Source organism: Streptomyces sp. NPDC045021 (genome assembly GCF_056432645.1).
The window spans coordinates 64,278-82,143 of record NZ_JBWKIQ010000001.1 but is presented as its reverse complement, the minus strand read 5'-3'; the positions used below and the strand labels follow the sequence as shown (position 1 = coordinate 82,143).

The following is a 17,866-nucleotide window of genomic DNA, read 5'->3' as shown; positions in this document are numbered from 1 at the left end:
TGGCCGTCCTCGTTCCTATCCTGTACGCCGCGACGAAGGGACCCCAGCGGTGATCGTGATCGCCCACCTCAGCGACATCCACATCGACTGCGGACAGCGCAGCATCGAGCGCACCCAGGCTGTCATGGACTACCTGGAGGACCTCCCCTACGACCTGGATGCGGTTCTGGTCACCGGAGACATCGCCGACCATGGCCTGCCTGCCGAGTATGAGCAGGCCCGCCGCCTGCTGACCTCCCGTCATCCGGTCATGGTCTGTCCCGGCAACCACGACGAGCGCACCGCCTTTCGGCAGCACCTGCTCGGGCAGCCGGGCTCGGCGGCACCGATCAACCAGGTGAGCCGCGCCGCCGGGTTCGTCATCGCCCTGTGCGACTCCTCGGTGGACGGCAAGGACGAGGGCTTCCTGGACGACGAAACGCTGGTGTGGCTGGAGGAGACCCTGGCCCTGACCCCGGACGAGGTGCCGGTCCTGGTGGGGTTCCACCACCCACCGACCACCTTGCATGTGCCGTTCATCGACGGCATCCGGCAGTTCGGGGCCGAGCGGCTCGCCGCGCTCACCGACCGGCACTCCAACATCGCGGCCATCCTGTGCGGTCACGCCCACACCCCGGCCGCGACCACCTTCGCCGGGCGCCCGCTGCTGGTGGCGCCAGGAGTCGTCTCCACGCTCCGCCTCCCGTGGGAGCACCGGTCCCACCCCCAGGACCACGTCCACCTCGACCGGTCGCCGGCCCTCGCCTTCCATGTCCTGGACGACGAGGGACGTTTGACCACCCACTACCGGTTCATCGACAACTGATCGACACGGGTCCAGTCATCTCCGGCACATGGCCGCAGTGGCCGCCGGTCGTTGCGCAGCCTGAGCTGACCGGCCGATTTCGTGTCGATCAGTTGCGTTGGCCGGTCGGCAGAGCAGGAAGGCAGGTCCCGTCGGCAGATGTCGCGCCCTTGGAGCGCCGCCATCTTCTGAGCGCCGGCTGACCGAGGAGGATGCCGACTGTCACCAGAGCAAGTCCGCAAAGCTGCTTGACGGTGAGCGCCTCACCGGCGATCACGGTGCCCAGCAGTACGCCAGTTACCGGGTTCAGGAGGCCCACCAGCCCCACGGTGGCGGCGGGCAGATGGCGCAGGCCGGCGAACCAGGCAGCGAAGGCCAGTGCGGTGGCCACGACGGTGACGTAACCGAAGCCGAGGACGGCCGGTCCGTCGAGGTGCGGCGGGGCTCCCTCGGTGGCGGCGGCGAGAGGGAACAGGAGGAGACCTCCGGCAATGAGCTGCCAGGACGTCGAGGCGAGCACCTCGACCTCGGCGCTCCATCGCTTGGCGAGGATGTAGCCGCAGGACGACATGAGCATGGCGGCGCAGGAGGCGCCCACGCCAAGAAGATCGATCGAGGTGGCTCCGGTGAACAGCATGAGGTAGACGCCGCCGACTCCGATCCCCGCGCCCATCAGGTACGCGGGGCGTGGGCGCTCAGCGATCAGTCCCCAGGCGATCAGCATCATGACCATCGGAGAGGTCGCCATGACGGACGAGGCGACGCTGGTCGGGAGTCGCTGCGCCGCGATGTAGATCAGGGTGAAGAACCCGCCCATGTTGAGGATGCCGAGGACGAGCGACTTCCACCACCACGAGCCGCGGGGTCGGGCCCGGCATGCCGCCAGGAGTAGCAGTCCGGCCGGCAGCGCCCTGAAGGCCGCGCCGTACAGCGGCTCGTCGGCGGGCAGAAATTCGCGGGTGACGTAGTAGTTCGTGCCCCACGCCACCGGCGCGATCATCGTGATCAGCGTCCATCGCAAATTACCTTCCATGGAAGCCACTATACCTTCCGTGGAAGGTATAGTGGAGTCATGCCTGAACCGCTCGACCACGTCGCCCGCATCCAGGCCGAGTGGGCCCGCGAACGTCCCGACGTCGACGTGAGCCCCCAGGCGGTGATCGGGCGATTGCATCGCCTCGCCGGGCTGCTCACCGAGGAGCTGTGCGTCGTCTACCGGCGATACGGACTGAGCGAGGGAGAGTTCGACGTCCTCGCCGCATTGCGCCGCGCGGGCGGGCCGTACGAAAGGGCTCCTGGCGAACTGGCCGCACACACCATGGTCACCACGGGCGCGATGACCAAACGGATCGACCGCCTAGAACGTGAAGGGCTGGTCACCCGCCGCCGCTCGGCGAGTGACGGCCGCGGGCGCGTGGTCGCCCTCACGCGCGCCGGACGTGAGCTGATCGACGGCGCGTTCACCGAGCACATGGGCAACGAACGACGCCTCATGGACCGTCTCACTCCGCAGGAGGCGGCGCACCTTGAGGTGCTCCTCACCTCGTGGCTCTCTCGCGTCGAGCCACCGCTCAGCTCGTGAAGACCGCTCAGCGTGTGAAGACCTTTCAGCTGGAGTGAGGTCCGGCGGCGCCTTGGTTGATACCTGCCACATCACACCTGCAAGTCTTCACGACCGGTCACGTGGCCGTCCCGTCATTGCGGCCGCGGCGATCGCGGTCGCCGCCAGGATTGCCCCGGCCGTGCCGAGCGCGGCCTGCGCGGCGCCGCGCGGGGTGCCGTCTCCGGCGAGGTAGACGCCGCCGACCACCGCGACCCCGAGCGTGCCGCCGAGTTGCTGGACGGCGTTGAGGAGCCCGGCCGCCGAACCGGTCTCCTGCGGACCGACGCCGCGCAGCGCGGTCGTGAAGAACGGCGGGGTGAACAGGCCGGTGCCCAGGCCCGCGACGGCGAGCGCGAACGGCAGCGCCGCCGGGTAAGCGTCCGGTGCGGCGGTCCGGTAGGCGAGGATCGCGGCCGCAAGCCCGACGGCGAGGGTGGCGATCCCGGCGTGCATGACGCGCGTCCCGTGCCGCGGGACCAGGTACGCGCCTGCGGCCCACGATCCGGCGGCCAGCCCGGCGGACCAGGGCAGCAGGGTCAGGCCCGCGGTGAGCGGGCCCCGGTGCAGGCCCAGTTCCAGGTGCAGGACCACGGTGATCATGACGCCGTTCATGACGGCGAAGAACAGTGTGGAGGTGGCCAGCGCGGCGGGGAACGCGCGGCCGCGCAGCAGAGCCGGTTCGATCAGCGGCGCCCGGCCGCGGCGCGCGGTGCGGCGCTGGTGGGCGACGAACAGCACCAGGACGACCGCGCCCGCGCCCGCCGCCACCCAGCCGGCCGGTCCCGGCGTGCCGGTCGCCAACGGGCAGACCACCAGCGCGGTGCCGGCCATCGCCAGCGCCGTTCCCACCGGGTCCAGACGCGGCCGGACCGGCGCGCGGTCCTCGCGCAGTCGCCGTGCGATGACCAGGACGACGCCGGCGAGGGGGAGGTTGACCAGCAGGCAGGCGCGCCACGACGAGCCGAACAGGTCGGCGTGCGTCAGGACCCCGCCGAGCACCGGGCCCAGGACCGCCGACAGGCCCATGACCGGGCCGATCGTGCCCAGCGCCTTGGGCAGTTCGTCGCCGTCGAACATCGCCCGGATCAGGCCGAACGTCTGCGGGATGATCAGCGCAGCGGCAGCGCCCTGCAGCGCGCGCAACCCGATCAGTGCCTCGGCGGTCGGCGCGAGCGCGCACGCCAGGGACGTGGCGGCGAACGCGGCGACGCCGATGCGGAAGACGCGGCGGCGCCCCGCGATGTCGCCGAGCCGGGCGCCGGTCAGCAGCCCGAGCGCGAAGGCGAGGGTGTACGCGGCGCTGAACCACGGGATGGCGGCGTCCGCGCCGCCGAGATCGGTGTGGATGACCGGGCCGGCAACCTGGACGATCGTCGCGTCCAGCAGGTTCATCGCCTCGGCGACCAGCACCGCGGCCAACGCGAGCCATCGCCACCGGTATGCGGGCGGTGGTACGGGGCCGCCGCCCGTTTCCGGATGCGGATCGGTACTGATCGGTGTGCCGTGGTCGGTGGTGCGGGACATACGTTTCCCCCTGGGTTTGCGGTGCGTGGTTTGCGGTGCGCGCTGTGCGGTGCGTGGTGTGCGGTGTGTCCGGGACGGTGGCTCAGCCGGGCGATCCGTGACCGGCGACCACCGTCCCGCCCATCAAGCCCGCACTTCCATTTCTTTGGCGCGATTCCGTGATTACTGCCATGGGGGTGGGCTAGCTTGGTGGATATGCTCGTACTGGACGATCTGGATCGCGGCCTGATCCATGCCCTGCAGGTGGACGCGCGGGCGCCGTTCACGCTCGTCGCCGACGTCCTCGGCTCCTCCACCCAGACCGTGGTGCGCCGTTACCGCCGCCTGGACGCGCATGCGGGCCTTCGCGTGGTCGCGCTGCCCGCGCCGCGCAGTTCGGGAACCCACCAGTGGTTCGTGCGGCTGACTGCCGCGACGCGCACCGCGCACGACATCGCGGTCGCGCTCGCGCGCCGCCCCGACACCTCATGGGTGCGGCTGACCTCCGGCGGCACCGAGATCGTCGCGATCATCCACACCACACCCGCGGGCCCCGACGCGCACGCGCTGCTGCTGCGCGACATCCCGCGCACCGCCGGGATCACCGCGGTGTCCGCGCACTACTTGCTGCACACCTACCTCGGCGGGCCGACTGCGTGGCGCGGACGCGTCGACGCCCTCGACGCCACGCAGCAGGCGCGGTTGCGCGCCGAAAGCGCCACCGGCACGAGCACCGGCACGGGCGCCGGCACCGGCACGGGCACAACGGAAGGCGAGTCGGACGCACCCGCGTACCTGCTCACTGACGCCGACCGCCTCCTGCTGGACGCGCTACGCGACGACGCGCGCCTCAGCTACGCCGAGCTCGCCGCCGCGATCGGTTCGACGCCGTCCACGGTGGCCCGCAGACTGGCCGAACTGCGGGCGCGCGGCGCGCTGTTCTTCGACGTGGACATCGATCCGTCGATACTGGGCGTGACCGTGTCGGCGCTCCTGTGGATGCAGGTCGCGCCCTCGCACCTGGACGCCGTCGCCACCGAGCTGGCCGGGCACCAGGAACTGGCGGTGGTCGCGGCAACGACCGGCCCGACGAACCTGGTCGCGCACGCGCTGTGCCGCGACGCGGAGGAACTGCACCGCTACCTGACCCGCAAGGTGGCACTGGACGCAATCGCGCGCATCGAGACCGCCCCGGTCCTGCGCACCTACAAGGCCGCCGCGACACTCCGCATCAGGTGACGGGCCGGACCGAGTTCCGGCGCGTCGTTCGCACTGCGACTACATCCTGCGACCCATCCAGGTAGCGACGGCATCGGAAGCGCAGGACCCAGGAGGCAATGCGCTATGCGCTCGGCATGGGCCGTTCAGGAGTCAGGAGGACCTGCTGCGATACAGGACACCGCCTTGCCCCTTGTGCAGTTGATCCCCATGCTCAAGCTCATGACGACGCAACCTTCGACGCCGTGCCCCTGGAGGCTCTCTTCCCGCACGCCGGAGCCGACGATTTGGACCGCATGCGGCGTTCGGCGGAAGAGATCGATGGCGTGCGCGTATCGGAGAAGCCCCACGCCTTCGAGGCCGCCGCAGACCGGTTCATCCAGTGGCTCGGAGGACCACGTGATCCTGAGTTCTGGAGAGCCCACGCGGGCCTTCAACCTCGGAGCATGGATGAGGAGTAGGAGCGTGCGACTGCGTGTGCCGGCAGACCGTCTGCTTCGATGACTTCGAGGGGGTGCGCAGGAATGGATGGCTCGGTCGTGATTCTCAACGAACTCGCTCAGGGGCTGCGTCCGATGTGGCAGGGCGTCGAGTGGTTCGAGGACCTTGACGATGTGGAGCGGTCAGCTGTACTGCGGCTTCTCTCCCACTTCTGCACTCAGGCTCGCGCTGTCAGTGAAGACGGTCCGGAGAGCATTCGACGTGCCGGACTCCGTACGACGCACACTCCTGCGGTTCTGGTCGCCCGGGGAAGGATCAACGAGCAGCTGGGGAAGATCGCCGGTCTCACTCCCGAGCACGAACGCCTCAAGGCGTTCCGGCTTCTGATCGCGGTGTTGGGGGTCGCAGACGGACGCCGCCGGCAGCAATTCTGCGCTGACGGCTGCGGACACTATTGGCACCGGTTGTCTGCTCTTGGCCCGGCAGATCTACGCGACGCGTAGCCGCCTGCTGCGTCTCAGTGGGGAGGTGCTGGGGCGCGGTTGGGTTTGAGCGCGAAGTGGTTCAGCACGGTGGAAGTGATCATGAGGATCACCGAGAGGGCCAGAACGCCCATGAGCGGGAACCGCAGTCCCAGGCCATAGTGCAGTGCGTACATCGTGAGCATGGCCGCTCCGAGGAGTTGAGCCCAGCCCCAGGGCCTCGGCCGCAGGACGCGGTGGCGGCCCCAAAGTGCCCATACTCGGCCGGTGGCGATGGCGGCGATGCCGCAGCAGTATTCCGCCGCCGCCACCACGCCGAGCAAGACCCATAGACCCATACGCATAGCGATCCTTCGCCCGACTCCGACCCGACGCGGCACGTCGGGGCATGATCATGCCAGGTTCTCCGGTCGCTGGGGCTACCGGGTCCGGGTGGGGGAGACGGCAGGCGGGGCGCGGTCGCGCGGCTGCGTCAGAAGGGCCTGAGGTCCTCCGGGATCCGCACGGTGATCGTGGCGCGTTTCTCGGCGGAGGTGGCTCCCTGGCGGGCGGCCCACGGCTCGTCGGAGCGCATCCATTCGGGTAGGCCGGGTGGCAGATCGGCTTCGGGGATGGTGCCGAGGTCCGCGCCGGTCAGGGCGCCGCCGTAGTGGACCAGTGGGCGGTCGGTGTCGGCGGTGACCGTGCCGTGGAGAGCGTCGAGAGCGGTGTTCCAGTTGGTGACGAGCTTGGTCATCGCTTGGACCGGATCGGTGCCGGACGCGGCGGCGCTGTCGGGGTAGGTGGGGTGAAGCACGTGCTGGTAGGCACCGCTGTAGGCGGTGCCGGCCGGGGTCTTGCGCCAGGTGTGGAAGGCGGTGTCGGCGAGGCTGCCCAGCGAAATGACGGCCTGGACCGGGTTGTGCGCGGTCAGGGCGTCGAGCCAGGCGTGCCGGTGGAGGGCGATGTCCGGGTCGGTGGCGTGCGCGTTGCCGGCGTGCTGGCCGTACACGCTGTACAGATACGTGTTGACCATGACGTAGCTGGTGTCGATGCCGAGCTTGCCGAGGAAGCCCTGGAAGCGGCGGCCGGCGGTGCCGACGAGGATGCGGCGGGCGATGGCTTCGTGGGCGGCGGGGTCCTGGCCGATGACCAGGACGCGGGCGGTGCCGTCGAGGCGTCCACGGTGGAAGATCGGGCCCCACTCCACGCGGAAATCCGTGGCTGGGTAGATGTCAGGGCCCGGGTAGGAGCGCGCCAGGGTCGCGTAGGGCTCGAAGGCGTAGCCCGGGTCGAATTCGTGCACGTGGGGCTCCTACTCCAGGTGAGCGAATGGATATGACAAATAATGACATCTCGGTGAACTCACGGCATTCTGGAAACGAGGTCATGGTATTGGCCTGAACGCTTCGACGGCCGTCCCTTGTGGGGCGCAGCGAAGGGACGCACATATGCCGCCCCCAGCAAACGCCTTGGACGCGCCACAGTTCGCACTGCGAGGGCGGATCGTCACCCTCGACCCGCACAACACCGTCGTTGCCGATGGTGTCCTGTACGTCAAGGACAGCGTCATAGAGGCGGTGCAGCCTGCCGGGGCGCCGGCACCGCCGGGGTTCGAGCACATAGTTCCGGTCGACAGCGGCGGCACGATATACCCCGGCCTGATCGAACTGCACAATCATCTGCCTTACGACGTCCTGCAGTTGTGGCCGGTGCCCAAGAAGTACAGCAACCGGTCGCAGTGGGGCGGCAGCCGGAATCCCGCGTACCACCGCCTGGTGACCGGTCCGATGACGGTGCTCGGTGAGGATCCCTTGCTGATGCCCGCCGTGGTGCGTTACGTCGAGGCCAAAGCCCTGATCAACGGGACGACGACGAGTCAGGGCATCGCCCTGTTCAGCAATGCCGGGGCGCGCCGGATGTACCGGGGGATCGTTCGCAACGTCGAGCAGACCGACGATCCCGCGCTGCCCGAGGCCGGCTCCCGGATAGCCGATGTCGAGGCCGTGGACGCGGCGCGATTCCTGGCCCGGCTGCGGCAGCCGCACCGGCTCCTGCTGCATCTGGCCGAGGGCACCGACGCCTCCGCTCGTGCGCACTTCCAGGCTCTGGAGTTCCAGCCGGGCCAATGGGCCATCACGGAGAATCTGGTCGGCATCCACTGCACCGCGCTGACTGCCGAGGACTTCCGGGTTCTCGCCGACCACGGCGGCTCGATGGTGTGGTCGCCGCTGTCGAATCTGCTGCTGTACGGGAAGACCGCTGACATCGCGGCCGCCAAACAGGCCGGCGTCCTCATCGGACTGGGCTCTGACTGGGCCATCTCCGGCAGCAAGGGCCTGCTCGGCGAACTCAAAGCCGCCCGCCTGTCGTCCGACGGCGCCGGGGGAGTGTTCTCCGACCGCGAACTGGTCGCCATGGCAACCCGGGACGCAGCAACGATTCTGCAGTGGGAACGGACCCTCGGCTCGTTGCAGCCAGGGATGCGCGCCGACCTCCTCACCATCGCCGGCGCTGCCGGTGACCCGTACGGTTCCCTGATCGACGCAGGCGACGCGGACATCCTCCTCGTCACCGTCGACGGGGTCGCCCGCTACGGCACCCGTGAGCTCATGGAGCCCCTGGCCCCCGGAGCGCCGCTGGAAGACGCGGCCACTGAAACCCCTGCCGATCGCGTGCTCAACCTCCAGCAGGCTTCCGCCGACCCGATCGTGGCCGGGGTGACGCTGGCCGAGGCGACCAGCCGGCTTTCCGAGGCACTGCACGACCTGCCGGCGCTGGCCGCACGAGCCGCGCAGCCGCAGTTGACGGCCCGGTCGGACGGCGAGCTGCACTGGCAGCTCGCACTCGACGAGATACAGCCCACCGGCGCGGAACTGCGCCCGCGCCTGGCACTGCGCGGCAACGGCGGGCAGTCGACGGGGCCGGAGATCGCAACACCGCTTGCGCAGCAGGACGGTCTCGTCCCGCTGTCCCTCGACGGCTTGACCGCATCGTCCGACGCGGCCTTCCTTGCCCTCCTTGCCAGCGAGGCGAACCTGCCCGACCGCTTCGGAGCCCAACTCTCCGAACTCCTGACCTGACCGGGCCTGCCCGAAGGAGCCGGCGGTACCAGAGCAGAAAGCACAGGGCAGGGCACGGAGCCCGGACGCGTGAACTTCCACCTCAACGCCGTGTTGTGTCCGCCTGTCGCCTATGCCCCCGGTCTACTTTCGGTCCGTCCGTCCCCTCAGCATCGGAGGCCAATGGACTGGTCCTGGCAATCGACGGCGGCGATCGGCAGGCGATCCCTGGCAGTGGTCCCACTGCTCGGCGCAGCGGCCCTACTTCTCCTCGGCTGTTCGGGGGGCGGTGGCAACGACAGTCCCTCCGGTGGGACGTCTGCCACGGAGCAGCCGCTCGACCCGAACTCAACCCCACCGGTGGAGGGCTCGGAAGAGTCCAGCCCGGGTCAGAACAAGACCGCGGGGCCCAACGGCGGCTTCAAGAACGGTCCCAAACCGTCCGCCAACTTCTCCGGGCAATGGCCTGACGTGATCAACGTGACTGTGGTGAACACCACCGGAGCTGCCTACGACGCGCAGTTGGAGATCCACGACTGCACCCCCGGGCAGCCGGCCCAGTCGCAGGGGGGTACGCACATCTCGCTGGCGCCCGGGGAGGAGTACGACAACCAGTTCTCGTTCGCCGCCCATGAGCCGCGCATCCCAGCGCACATGGTGTGCGGCACCCTGGTCCAGGACGGCGGCGGCCCCGTCACCACGTTCAGCGGAGCCATTGAGGATCCCACGGGCACGACTGAAAATCCTGATACCCCCGACAGCCCAGACGTCGCCGATGGCCCCGCGACGTCCGACGCGAGCACACCCTGAGCCCAGCCGATCCGGTCCCAGATCCGGCCCCTGCTCCCGATCCGGTCCCAGATCCGGCCCCTGCTCCCGACCCGGGCGCCGATCCCGGCTCCGGCGGGAACGGGGGCGATGCCGGTGAGCCCGACGCGGGTCCTTCACCCTGGGCCGGCTGGCTGGGCACGCTCACCACCCTGATCGCACCCACCACATTCATCGGCGCGCTGCTGCTGTACTTCGGTTTCGCCTACACCGACGCGCTGTACGAACAGTTCGGGATCGACGCGGCCACCCTGGGCTTCTCCACCCAGGACTACGCCCTGCGCAGCGGGGGCGCGCTCTTCCTGCCCATCGGGGCGGCGCTGGCCGTCGGGCTGCTGGGGGTGCTCGCGTACTACCTGGTCTGCTCGCTGGGCCGATCGGATGCGCCCACCCCGCCGTTCGTCCGGTGGGCTTCGCTCGCCCTTATCGCGTGCGGGCTGCTGCTCTTCCTCATCGGGCTGCTCTGCGGGTTCGAGGTGCTGGACGCCGGCTCACTGGGGACACCATTGTTCCTGGGCGGCGGCCTGCTGGTGCTGCTGTACGGGAGACTGCTCCTCGTCAAGAGCTCCGGCGGACGCTACCCGGTCCTACGGGAGAAGGTCGCGCTGGCGATCGTCGCCGCGCTGATCGTGCTCTCGTCCTTTTGGGCGGTGAACGTCTACGCCCAGGACCACGGCAGAAGCGATGCCGCCTATCTGACGGACCGTCTGTGGCTCAGACCGCAGGTGGTACTCGACACCACCGAGCGGCTGTACTTCCAGTACCCGGGGGTACAGGAGACCGTCCTTCCCGAGGGCACACCACAGCAGCACTTCAGGTTCCGCTACCGGGGACTGCGCCTGCTGGCCCAGTCCGGCGATCGGATGTTCATCATTCCGCACTCCTGGACGGTGGATCGGGGAAACGTGCTGATCATTCCGCTTGACGCCAGCATCCGGGTCTCCTTCCGTCCCGGCTGAGTCCCTGAGGAAACCGGCGGCGATTCATCACGATTTGGCTGAGCCCTCGCTCTCGGCTGACCAACCGCTTAGTATGAGGGTTTTCCTGGAACGAGGCGCCGGCCCGCACATGCCGGCGGCCGACCTGGTGGAGGAACCGCACTCCGCGCAGCTCACGACATGGCAACTCGCCGTGGTGTTCTCGCACGCCCCATCCACCTGGAGGGCCCATGCACACCAGCCCCATCCCCGGCAACGTTCGCCCTGGCGCCGACGCCGGCAAGAGCCGCGGAGGCGAACCCACCCCGGCAGCGACCGGGAGGCCCCTGCCCCGGGAGCGAGCTCGCGGCCATGGCACAGCCGTGAGCGGTCCGCCGCCCGACGGCGTCGCGGATCCCTCGCCTCTCGGGATCTTTGACCGTGCCTGCCGTCGCCTTCTGGGGCGCGGCGCGGAATTCTCCGACTCCGTGGTGGAGCAGATCCGCGCCGAAGTGCCGTACTACTCCGACCCGGTGCTCGCGCCGCCCGACGCGCGCCACTCCGTGGGCGAGGGCGTCCGGCACGCGCTGGAAGCCAGCCTGGATCCGAGCAGAATCGTGGACGTCGAGCGGTACACCCGCGAGCTGGGCATAAGGCGCGCGGAGCAGGGCCGCCCCCTCGACGAGGTGATGCATGCCTACCGCGTCGCCGGCTCGGTCGTATGGAACGGGATCATCAGCGCGGTGGAGCAGGACGGGCTCGGCGACATGCGCCAGCTGGTACACGTGGCCGAGCTGGTGTGGAAGAGCAACGACCGCGACGCCGTCCTGGTCGCCGACGCCTACCGGCAGGTCGCCAAAGGCGTCGCCAGCCGGCACGGTGAACGCATCCGCCTGATCCTCGCCGCCGTGCTGGAGAGCCGCAACGAACCCCAGTTCACGCGGGAGGCGGCGGCGATACTCGATCTGCCGCTCGACGGCCGTTTCGCGGTGGCTGTGGTACGGGCCACGCCGCCGTACGGCCGCATGCCGGAGACCATTCCGCAGGTTAGCGGCATCCGGATACTGCGCCACCCTTGCGGACAGCGCGATGTGCTCGTCGCCCATCTGGGTGACCGTCCCCTGGACGCGCTCGCCTCCGGCCTGGACGCCGGTCCCGGGCTCCGTATCGGCATAAGCCCGGTCGTCCAGGGCCTGGACGGCCTGCGCCGAGCGCGTGACATGGCGGAACTCGCCCTTCGCACGTGCCGGGCCGACGGTGAGATCGCCCGGCTCGACTCCTGCCTGCCCGATGGGCTCCTGATCTCGCGTCCCGACCTCTCCGCCGAACTGGCCCACCAGGTGCTTCGGCCCATGTACGACCTGGAACCCGCCGACCGCGACACGCTGTTCGACACCCTCAGCGTCTGGATCGACAACGGCGGCTCGGCCGTCCAGGCCGCTCGGCACATGCTCTGCCATCGCAACACCGTGCTGAACCGTCTGCGCCGCTTCGAGCAGATCACCGGCCTGACTCTGTCCCGCCCGCGCGACCTGGTGCAACTCACCCTCGCGCTCGACGCCCACCGCCTGCTCGGACCGGCCGCCGCACTGGGTACCACGTCCGACTGGACCCCCTCGTCGACGACCTGAGGCCTTGACGACCTGAAGCCTCGACCACCTGGCAACTCGGCGACCTGACACCTGGCGACCTGACGGACTGGGCGACCTCACGACGTGTGCCTCCGCCGATGCCGATGTATCGTCGCCGGCCCGGCGGAATGGGCAGCAGCACAGTCACCCCATGCCGGGATTGGGAGCGGACAACGGCGAGAGCACAGCCCATGGACGGGCCGGATCGCACGTGCTCTGGTGAGCCCCGCAGCAGAGGCAACCCGCCCGCATCCCGGCCCGCCAGGAGACCGCCATGGCCCAACAGCACGCCCCCCGGCTTCATCATCGACCACAGCCGCATCGCCCAGGTATGTCCTTCGCCATGGTCAACGGACTGGCCTTCGGTGTGCACCTGCTCCTCGCCTGCTCCGCCGCTGACTTCATGGCCACCCGGATTTGGGGAGAGACCACCGTCGGCGTGCTGGCACTCCTCCTTCAGGGCTCCCTCCTGCTGGGCACAGCGGTGCGGTACGACCGCCGTGCCGGCGAACGTGACGCGCACGAACAGGACTTGGACTACTGATGCTTCCTGAGATCCTGCTCGCCACGCCCCGCGCCCTGGACACCGGCACGCGCTCCCTGGTTCTCGTCGGCTTTCTGACGATCATCGTCCCCATACTGTTCGTCTGCGTGCTGAGCAGCCCCGAGATGGACAGGGTCAACGACTTCTACACAGCAGGCCGCAGGTTGCGGCCGATACGGGGTGCCCTCGTACTGTCCGGCGTGTACCTGTCCGCGGCCACGGTGCTCGGCACCACGGGAAGCGTCTCGGTCTTCGGCTACGACGGTCTGTTCATCGCCCTGTGCACCGTGCTGTCACTCGGTGTGCTCCTCCTGCTGGCCGCCCCCCTGCGCGAGCGCGGCAGCTACACGTTGGGTGACACCTTCGCCCTGCGGGCCCCAGGGCCCGCGGTGAGGATCGCGGTCGCCGTCGTGACCCTGAGCGCATGCGTCCCCTATCTCGTCGTGCAGCTCTCCGGTGCGGGAGCGACCACGGCGATGCTGCTGGGGCTGTCCGGCCCGGGCGCCGAACAGACAGCCATCATCATGACCGGCGCGCTGGTCGTCTGCGCCACAGCGTTCGGCGGGATGCGTGGCACGATCGCACTGCAGGTGATCAAAACGGTGGTCCTGCTCTGCATGGCGCTGGGTGTAACAGCTGTGCTGCTCCATCGTTTTCACTGGAGCACCGACTCCCTGATCGATGCCGCCGCGAAGGGCAGCGGTCGTCCCGCCGCCTTTATGCGTCCCGGGCTCCGGTTCGCCGACCGAGCCGCACCCGAAGGCACCCTCGACTTCATCGGCCTGATGATCACCATCGTGCTGGGTGTGGCGTGCATGCCACACGTTGCCATGCAACTCAACACCGCTCCGGACGCGGCCGCCGCGCGCCGTACGGTGCGCCACACCATCGGCATCGTGGGCGCTGTCTGCCTCACCACAGCGGCGGCGGGCTTTGCGGCCGCCGCGTTGATCGGCGCCCCGGCGATCCTGGCCGCGGACCCGGGAGGCAACAGCACCCTGCTGCTGCTCACCGGCGAACTGGCGGGCGGCTCGTCCATCACCGCGGGCGGGGCCGTGCTCGTCGTCCTGGTTTCCTCAGCGGTGTTCCTCACCACGCTGGCGGTCGTGGCGAGCGTCACCCTGGCGGCCGCCGGGGCGGTCGCCCACGACCTGTACACCCATGTCCTGTGCCGTGGGCGCACGAACGAGGGCCGAGAGGTGGCCGCCGCGCGCTGGGCGTCCGCCGGGGTCGGAGCACTGAGCATCGGGCTCGCGGTCTGGGTCCAGGGATGGAATGTCAGTTTCCTGTCGGCCCTGGCCCTGGCGGTGGCGGCCTCCTGCCTGCTACCGGCGCTGGTGTACTCCCTCCTCTGGAACGGCTACACGCGAACCGGTCTGCTCTGGACGCTGTACGGAGGCCTGGGCTGCGCCATCGGACTCCAGATCTCCGGCCCGGTCTTCTCCGGCACCCCCTTGGCATTCTTCCCGGACTGGCACCTCAACTGGTTCCCCCTCCAGACAGTCGTCCTCGTATCAGTGCCCGTCGCTTTCCTGCTCGGCCGACTGGGCAGCGCCGTGGGAAGACGGCGGCCGTCGGCAGTCCCGGAGCGTGCGGGAAGCGTGGGCCGGTAACGGGCAAGCGGCCGGCCGTAGTCGACGGGGCCACTCGCGGTCGCGAAGCGGTTGGCTGTCAGTGCGGGCACCTAGGCTCAGCCACTGATCGAACGGTTCGGATGGGGAGGCACAAGAGATGGGCGGCAGCGCGTGGTGGCAGACGGGCCCGTATCAGCATGATCTGACGGCGGCATTCCGGCAGGCTCAGGAGCAGGAGTTGGCGGAGGACGACCACGGTTTCGAGGGCCGGACCATGGAAGAGTTGTGGGAGGACGAGGACTGGCAGGAGTACATCCTCACGGGTGGCACAGGCACGGTGCTCGATCTTGTCCGGGTGATCGACTCCGCGAAGGCCACGGAGGGTCCTTTCCTGCGGCCGTTGAGCGACAGCGAGGTGCGGGCGTGGGCTCCCGGCGGCCGGCCCACGGGCGCCGAGTGGGTCGCTGCCCTCGATTCCGGACAACTGCCCTACCCCGGGCGGGCCGCCGGGAACTGCACGGTGCTGTACCGCGACGGCCAGCCTGCGGAGATCGGCTACTGGGGCGTCACTGCGGACTAGCTACCAGTTGCGCATTGGGAGGCGAGGCTCACTCGGGCCGCGGTCATGAAGGCGGTCTTGTGTTCTTCAAGGTGCTCGTTGACCTCGGTGTCGCCGATCTCGCGCCACACCTCCTGGTTGAGTGCCCGGCCATAGGCGTGAACCGGGGCGTGCAGGGCCGGATCGCACAGCAGCACGAGGTGCCGTTCAGCGACCCAGAGGCCGGTCATGGCGGCACCAGCCGGTGCCATCCAGCCCTCGTCCTCGCCCCACGCCTCGGGGCGGCTGTAGGCCGCCCGTTCGGCATCTTGGGCGCACGCGATGAATTCTTGATCGCCTGCATCTGCTCTGCCCGGCGCGCCTCGCCGGTGGCCACTGCCTGTCGGCGTACTTCCGACCGTTCGGCGGACCGCAAGGTGGCGCGCTGGGAGAGCGCCGTCAGTCCACCGCCGAGAGCGACACCCGCGAGTGAGAAGACCGGTGCCACACGTCCAGCGCCACTTGAGCGTCCCCCTACGACTTACGACCTACGACAAGTTCTTACGCATCAGCGTGCACATGGTCTCGTACCGGCGCAGCGAGCCGTCCGGAGCCTCCTCGTCCCAGGCGTCCGGGCGGCGGCCGTGGGCCGTGTACCCCAGTCGCTCGTACAGGGCCCGAGCCCGCGGATTGCTCTCCTCCACCGCGAGCTCCGCCCGATGCAGGCCACGTGACCTGATGCGCTCCTCTGCGGCCCGTATGAGGACGGTGCCCAAACCGCACGACTGCAGGGCCGGGAGTACCCCGAGCTGCCACAGCGTGCCCGCGCCGACCGCGACCTCGTAGTCGACGCCCCCGATCGCCACCGGAAGGCCGGCCGGGGTGCACACCGCCAGGTAGTCCACTTCCCCGGCCGCCGCGCGTTCCAGTTCCCTCTCCACGTACAGCAGATGGGTGGCCGAGCCGGACCATGTACAGGCCGGCAGATCAGCGGACGTCAGATCACGGACGAGGACCGGCACGACGATCTCGGCCGACCTGGTGCTAAAGAGGCTCATCAAGTCATCCCATCATTTCAGGGATTCCCGGGGTCAGGGAGTTGGCCAGGAGGGCCGCCCGCCCGCGGCATGGTCCGGCGGGCGGGCGGGCGGGCGGGCGGGCGGGCGGGCGGGCGGTCCCGGGCTCACGTTGGCCGGTACCGGGTCAGCTGTGCAGGCTGTCGTTGACCAGCCGGATCGCTTCGGGCAGTTGCAGTTGGCTCGCCCCGGTGCTGGGGAAGTGGCCGCCTGTCGCGGTGACCGTGGCCGTGGCGCCCAGCCGGCTGACGAACCGCATGATGTGCTCGCTGGTTGCCGCTCCGGTGACCGGGTCGTCTGCGGCGTGCAGGATCCGGAACGACCTGGCAGCGGGCCGGCAGTCATGTCGCGCAGTTGCTCAACGGCCTGCGAGGCAGTTGACGTCGCGGCGGCGGCCAACGCCGAGGCCTTGACCCATAACGGCCAGACCAGGCCAGGCAAGCCCCACAGCTCCCTGCTGACTCATGCCCCGCACAGCACAGGCTCCACTCGGCTTCAACCCTCCGAAGGACTTCCGGAGCCGACCACTAAGCTTCCGCTGTGAACGACACGACACAGGGCATACACATCAGACCGGGCAGCCTGGCCGACGCACCAACCATTCTGGACATGCTCGACCTGGCAGTGGTCTGGATGAACGATCGCGGCAACACCGAGCAGTGGGGCACGACACCGTATTCGCAGAGGTCCGGCGGGGTGGCGCGGGTCGAGGGGTACACGACCGAGAACGCCCCGTACATCGCGGAGTTGGACGGAACACCCGTCGGAGCCATGGTGTTGGACTCCGGGCCCAGCCCGCACGTGCCGATCGCGCCGGCCGAGGAACCCGAGCGGTACGTGCGGCTCCTGGTCACCGACCGACGGTACGCCGGTCTCGGCATCGGGGCGGCGCTGCTGGCCCATGCCGCCGAAGAGACCCGGCGGGCGGGCGTGGAGCTGCTGCGGGTCGACTGCTGGGCGGGCGGCGGGGGCGAACTCGTCGCGTTCTACGAGCGCAACAGTTTCACTCCCACCGACCGATTTGTGCACAAGGACTGGCCAGGACAGGTGCTGGCCCGTCGGGTCGGCTGACGGCACGGGCGGCGCACCCGGCGATCGACCGCTCAGCGCAGGTCGAGCCGCATCAGGACCCGGGGATGACCGGACAGTACCGAGGTGGTGTCGGCGGCGTGGGTGAACCCGGCGCGTTCGAAGTTCCTCCGGATCCCGGCGTACGCCATGGTCAAGTCGACTTTGGCGTCACCGTTGTCCAGCGGGTACGCCTCGATCGCCGGTGCGCCGTGGGCGCGGGCGAATTCGACCGCGCCGGCGATGAGGGCGTGCGAGATACCTCTCTTCCGATAACCGGGGCGTACCCGGATGCGCCACAGGGACCAGACCGGCAGGTCGTCGACGTGCGGGATCTTACGGTTGCGCGCGAAGGACGTGGCCGAGCGCGGTGCCACGGCGGCCCAGCCGACCGGCTCGTCGCCGTCGTAGGCGAGCACCCCGGGCGGGGGATCCGTACGGCACAGCTCGGCGACGTGCTCACCGCGGGCGGGCCCGCGAAGCTCGTTGTTGAGCTTGGACGGAATCCGGTGGCTCAGGCACCAGCAGACGTTTGCGCCGGGCGACTTCGGGCCGAGCAGGGTACGGACATCCTCGAAGGCCGAAGCCGGCCGAACCTCGATGGTCACGCCACCACTC

At 69.5% G+C, this 17,866-nt stretch carries 20 protein-coding genes; 12 read left to right on the top strand and 8 right to left on the bottom strand.

The features are described from left to right. Nucleotides 1-49 precede the first annotated feature (49 nt). Entirely contained in the window at nucleotides 50-805 is a 756-nt protein-coding gene (locus AC07DC_RS00350; RefSeq protein WP_478910389.1) for a metallophosphoesterase, read from the top strand. Nucleotides 806-893: 88 nt separating this feature from the next. Here the strand turns inward: AC07DC_RS00350 and AC07DC_RS00345 are convergent, their stop codons facing one another. Beyond that, nucleotides 894-1,817, bottom strand: coding sequence for a DMT family transporter (locus AC07DC_RS00345; protein ID WP_478910387.1), 924 nt, complete (start codon nucleotides 1,815-1,817; stop codon nucleotides 894-896). 39 nt (nucleotides 1,818-1,856) lie between these two features. Here AC07DC_RS00345 and AC07DC_RS00340 point away from each other — a divergent pair, with 39 nt between their 5' ends. Then, nucleotides 1,857-2,366 carry a MarR family winged helix-turn-helix transcriptional regulator gene (locus AC07DC_RS00340; RefSeq protein ID WP_478910385.1) on the top strand — a complete coding sequence of 170 codons (510 nt, stop codon included), beginning with the start codon at nucleotides 1,857-1,859 and terminating at the stop codon, nucleotides 2,364-2,366. Between the two features lie 87 nt (nucleotides 2,367-2,453). On the opposite strand, the gene AC07DC_RS00335 is transcribed toward AC07DC_RS00340, so the two are convergent. Beyond that, nucleotides 2,454-3,911, bottom strand: a complete 1,458-nt coding sequence (locus AC07DC_RS00335) for an MFS transporter (protein WP_478910383.1) — start codon at nucleotides 3,909-3,911, stop codon at nucleotides 2,454-2,456. Between the two features lie 195 nt (nucleotides 3,912-4,106). Here AC07DC_RS00335 and AC07DC_RS00330 point away from each other — a divergent pair, with 195 nt between their 5' ends. Together AC07DC_RS00330 and AC07DC_RS00325 are read left to right on the top strand one after the other, a co-directional pair. After that, nucleotides 4,107-5,129: an Lrp/AsnC family transcriptional regulator gene (locus AC07DC_RS00330; RefSeq protein ID WP_478910381.1), complete on the top strand. Its 1,023-nt coding sequence runs from the start codon at nucleotides 4,107-4,109 to the stop codon at nucleotides 5,127-5,129. A gap of 518 nt (nucleotides 5,130-5,647) precedes the next feature. Continuing rightward, the gene (locus AC07DC_RS00325) at nucleotides 5,648-6,052 is read left to right on the top strand and encodes a DUF5958 family protein (RefSeq protein ID WP_478910380.1); all 405 of its coding nucleotides are present in this window, start codon (nucleotides 5,648-5,650) and stop codon (nucleotides 6,050-6,052) included. Between the two features lie 14 nt (nucleotides 6,053-6,066). On the opposite strand, the gene AC07DC_RS00320 is transcribed toward AC07DC_RS00325, so the two are convergent. Beyond that, on the bottom strand, nucleotides 6,067-6,369 hold the full coding sequence (locus tag AC07DC_RS00320; protein WP_478910378.1) for a hypothetical protein: 303 nt from the start codon (nucleotides 6,367-6,369) through the stop codon (nucleotides 6,067-6,069). Nucleotides 6,370-6,503: 134 nt separating this feature from the next. After that, a complete protein-coding gene (locus AC07DC_RS00315) occupies nucleotides 6,504-7,316 on the bottom strand; it encodes a uracil-DNA glycosylase family protein (protein ID WP_478910377.1) in 813 nt (270 codons plus the stop codon). A 145-nt stretch (nucleotides 7,317-7,461) separates the two neighbouring features. Here AC07DC_RS00315 and AC07DC_RS00310 point away from each other — a divergent pair, with 145 nt between their 5' ends. The 7 genes from AC07DC_RS00310 to AC07DC_RS00280 all read left to right on the top strand — a co-directional run bounded on the left by AC07DC_RS00310 (nucleotide 7,462) and on the right by AC07DC_RS00280 (nucleotide 15,146). Further along, nucleotides 7,462-9,093: an amidohydrolase family protein gene (locus AC07DC_RS00310; RefSeq protein ID WP_478910375.1), complete on the top strand. Its 1,632-nt coding sequence runs from the start codon at nucleotides 7,462-7,464 to the stop codon at nucleotides 9,091-9,093. Between the two features lie 339 nt (nucleotides 9,094-9,432). Beyond that, complete coding sequence (locus tag AC07DC_RS00305) at nucleotides 9,433-9,882, top strand: hypothetical protein (RefSeq protein WP_478910373.1); 450 nt, start codon at nucleotides 9,433-9,435, stop codon at nucleotides 9,880-9,882. A 359-nt stretch (nucleotides 9,883-10,241) separates the two neighbouring features. Next, complete coding sequence (locus tag AC07DC_RS00300; RefSeq protein WP_478910371.1) at nucleotides 10,242-10,859, top strand: hypothetical protein; 618 nt, start codon at nucleotides 10,242-10,244, stop codon at nucleotides 10,857-10,859. Nucleotides 10,860-11,200: 341 nt separating this feature from the next. Further along, nucleotides 11,201-12,448 carry a PucR family transcriptional regulator gene (locus AC07DC_RS00295; RefSeq protein WP_478910369.1) on the top strand — a complete coding sequence of 416 codons (1,248 nt, stop codon included), beginning with the start codon at nucleotides 11,201-11,203 and terminating at the stop codon, nucleotides 12,446-12,448. 331 nt (nucleotides 12,449-12,779) lie between these two features. Next, nucleotides 12,780-12,992, top strand: a complete 213-nt coding sequence (locus tag AC07DC_RS00290) for a hypothetical protein (RefSeq protein WP_478910368.1) — start codon at nucleotides 12,780-12,782, stop codon at nucleotides 12,990-12,992. Next, nucleotides 12,992-14,605: a sodium/solute symporter gene (locus AC07DC_RS00285; protein WP_478910366.1), complete on the top strand. Its 1,614-nt coding sequence runs from the start codon at nucleotides 12,992-12,994 to the stop codon at nucleotides 14,603-14,605. Before AC07DC_RS00290 ends, AC07DC_RS00285 begins: the two co-directional genes overlap by 1 nt. 118 nt (nucleotides 14,606-14,723) lie before the next feature. Beyond that, nucleotides 14,724-15,146, top strand: a complete 423-nt coding sequence (locus AC07DC_RS00280) for a hypothetical protein (protein ID WP_478910364.1) — start codon at nucleotides 14,724-14,726, stop codon at nucleotides 15,144-15,146. Here the strand turns inward: AC07DC_RS00280 and AC07DC_RS00275 are convergent. From AC07DC_RS00275 to AC07DC_RS00265, 3 genes are all read right to left on the bottom strand, one after another. Then, nucleotides 15,143-15,376 (bottom strand): hypothetical protein, encoded by a 234-nt coding sequence (locus AC07DC_RS00275; protein WP_478910362.1) that lies wholly within the window; start codon nucleotides 15,374-15,376, stop codon nucleotides 15,143-15,145. The genes AC07DC_RS00280 and AC07DC_RS00275 overlap by 4 nt on opposite strands. Nucleotides 15,377-15,652: 276 nt before the next feature. Next, nucleotides 15,653-16,162: a GNAT family N-acetyltransferase gene (locus tag AC07DC_RS00270; RefSeq protein WP_478910360.1), complete on the bottom strand. Its 510-nt coding sequence runs from the start codon at nucleotides 16,160-16,162 to the stop codon at nucleotides 15,653-15,655. Nucleotides 16,163-16,307: 145 nt separating this feature from the next. Further along, nucleotides 16,308-16,439, bottom strand: coding sequence for a hypothetical protein (locus tag AC07DC_RS00265; protein WP_478910358.1), 132 nt, complete (start codon nucleotides 16,437-16,439; stop codon nucleotides 16,308-16,310). A 281-nt stretch (nucleotides 16,440-16,720) separates the two neighbouring features. Here AC07DC_RS00265 and AC07DC_RS00260 point away from each other — a divergent pair, with 281 nt between their 5' ends. Beyond that, nucleotides 16,721-17,251, top strand: coding sequence for a GNAT family N-acetyltransferase (locus AC07DC_RS00260; protein WP_478910356.1), 531 nt, complete (start codon nucleotides 16,721-16,723; stop codon nucleotides 17,249-17,251). Nucleotides 17,252-17,283: 32 nt separating this feature from the next. Here the strand turns inward: AC07DC_RS00260 and AC07DC_RS00255 are convergent, their stop codons facing one another. Then, nucleotides 17,284-17,856, bottom strand: coding sequence for a GNAT family N-acetyltransferase (locus AC07DC_RS00255; RefSeq protein ID WP_478910354.1), 573 nt, complete (start codon nucleotides 17,854-17,856; stop codon nucleotides 17,284-17,286). Between the last annotated feature and the right edge of the window lie 10 nt (nucleotides 17,857-17,866).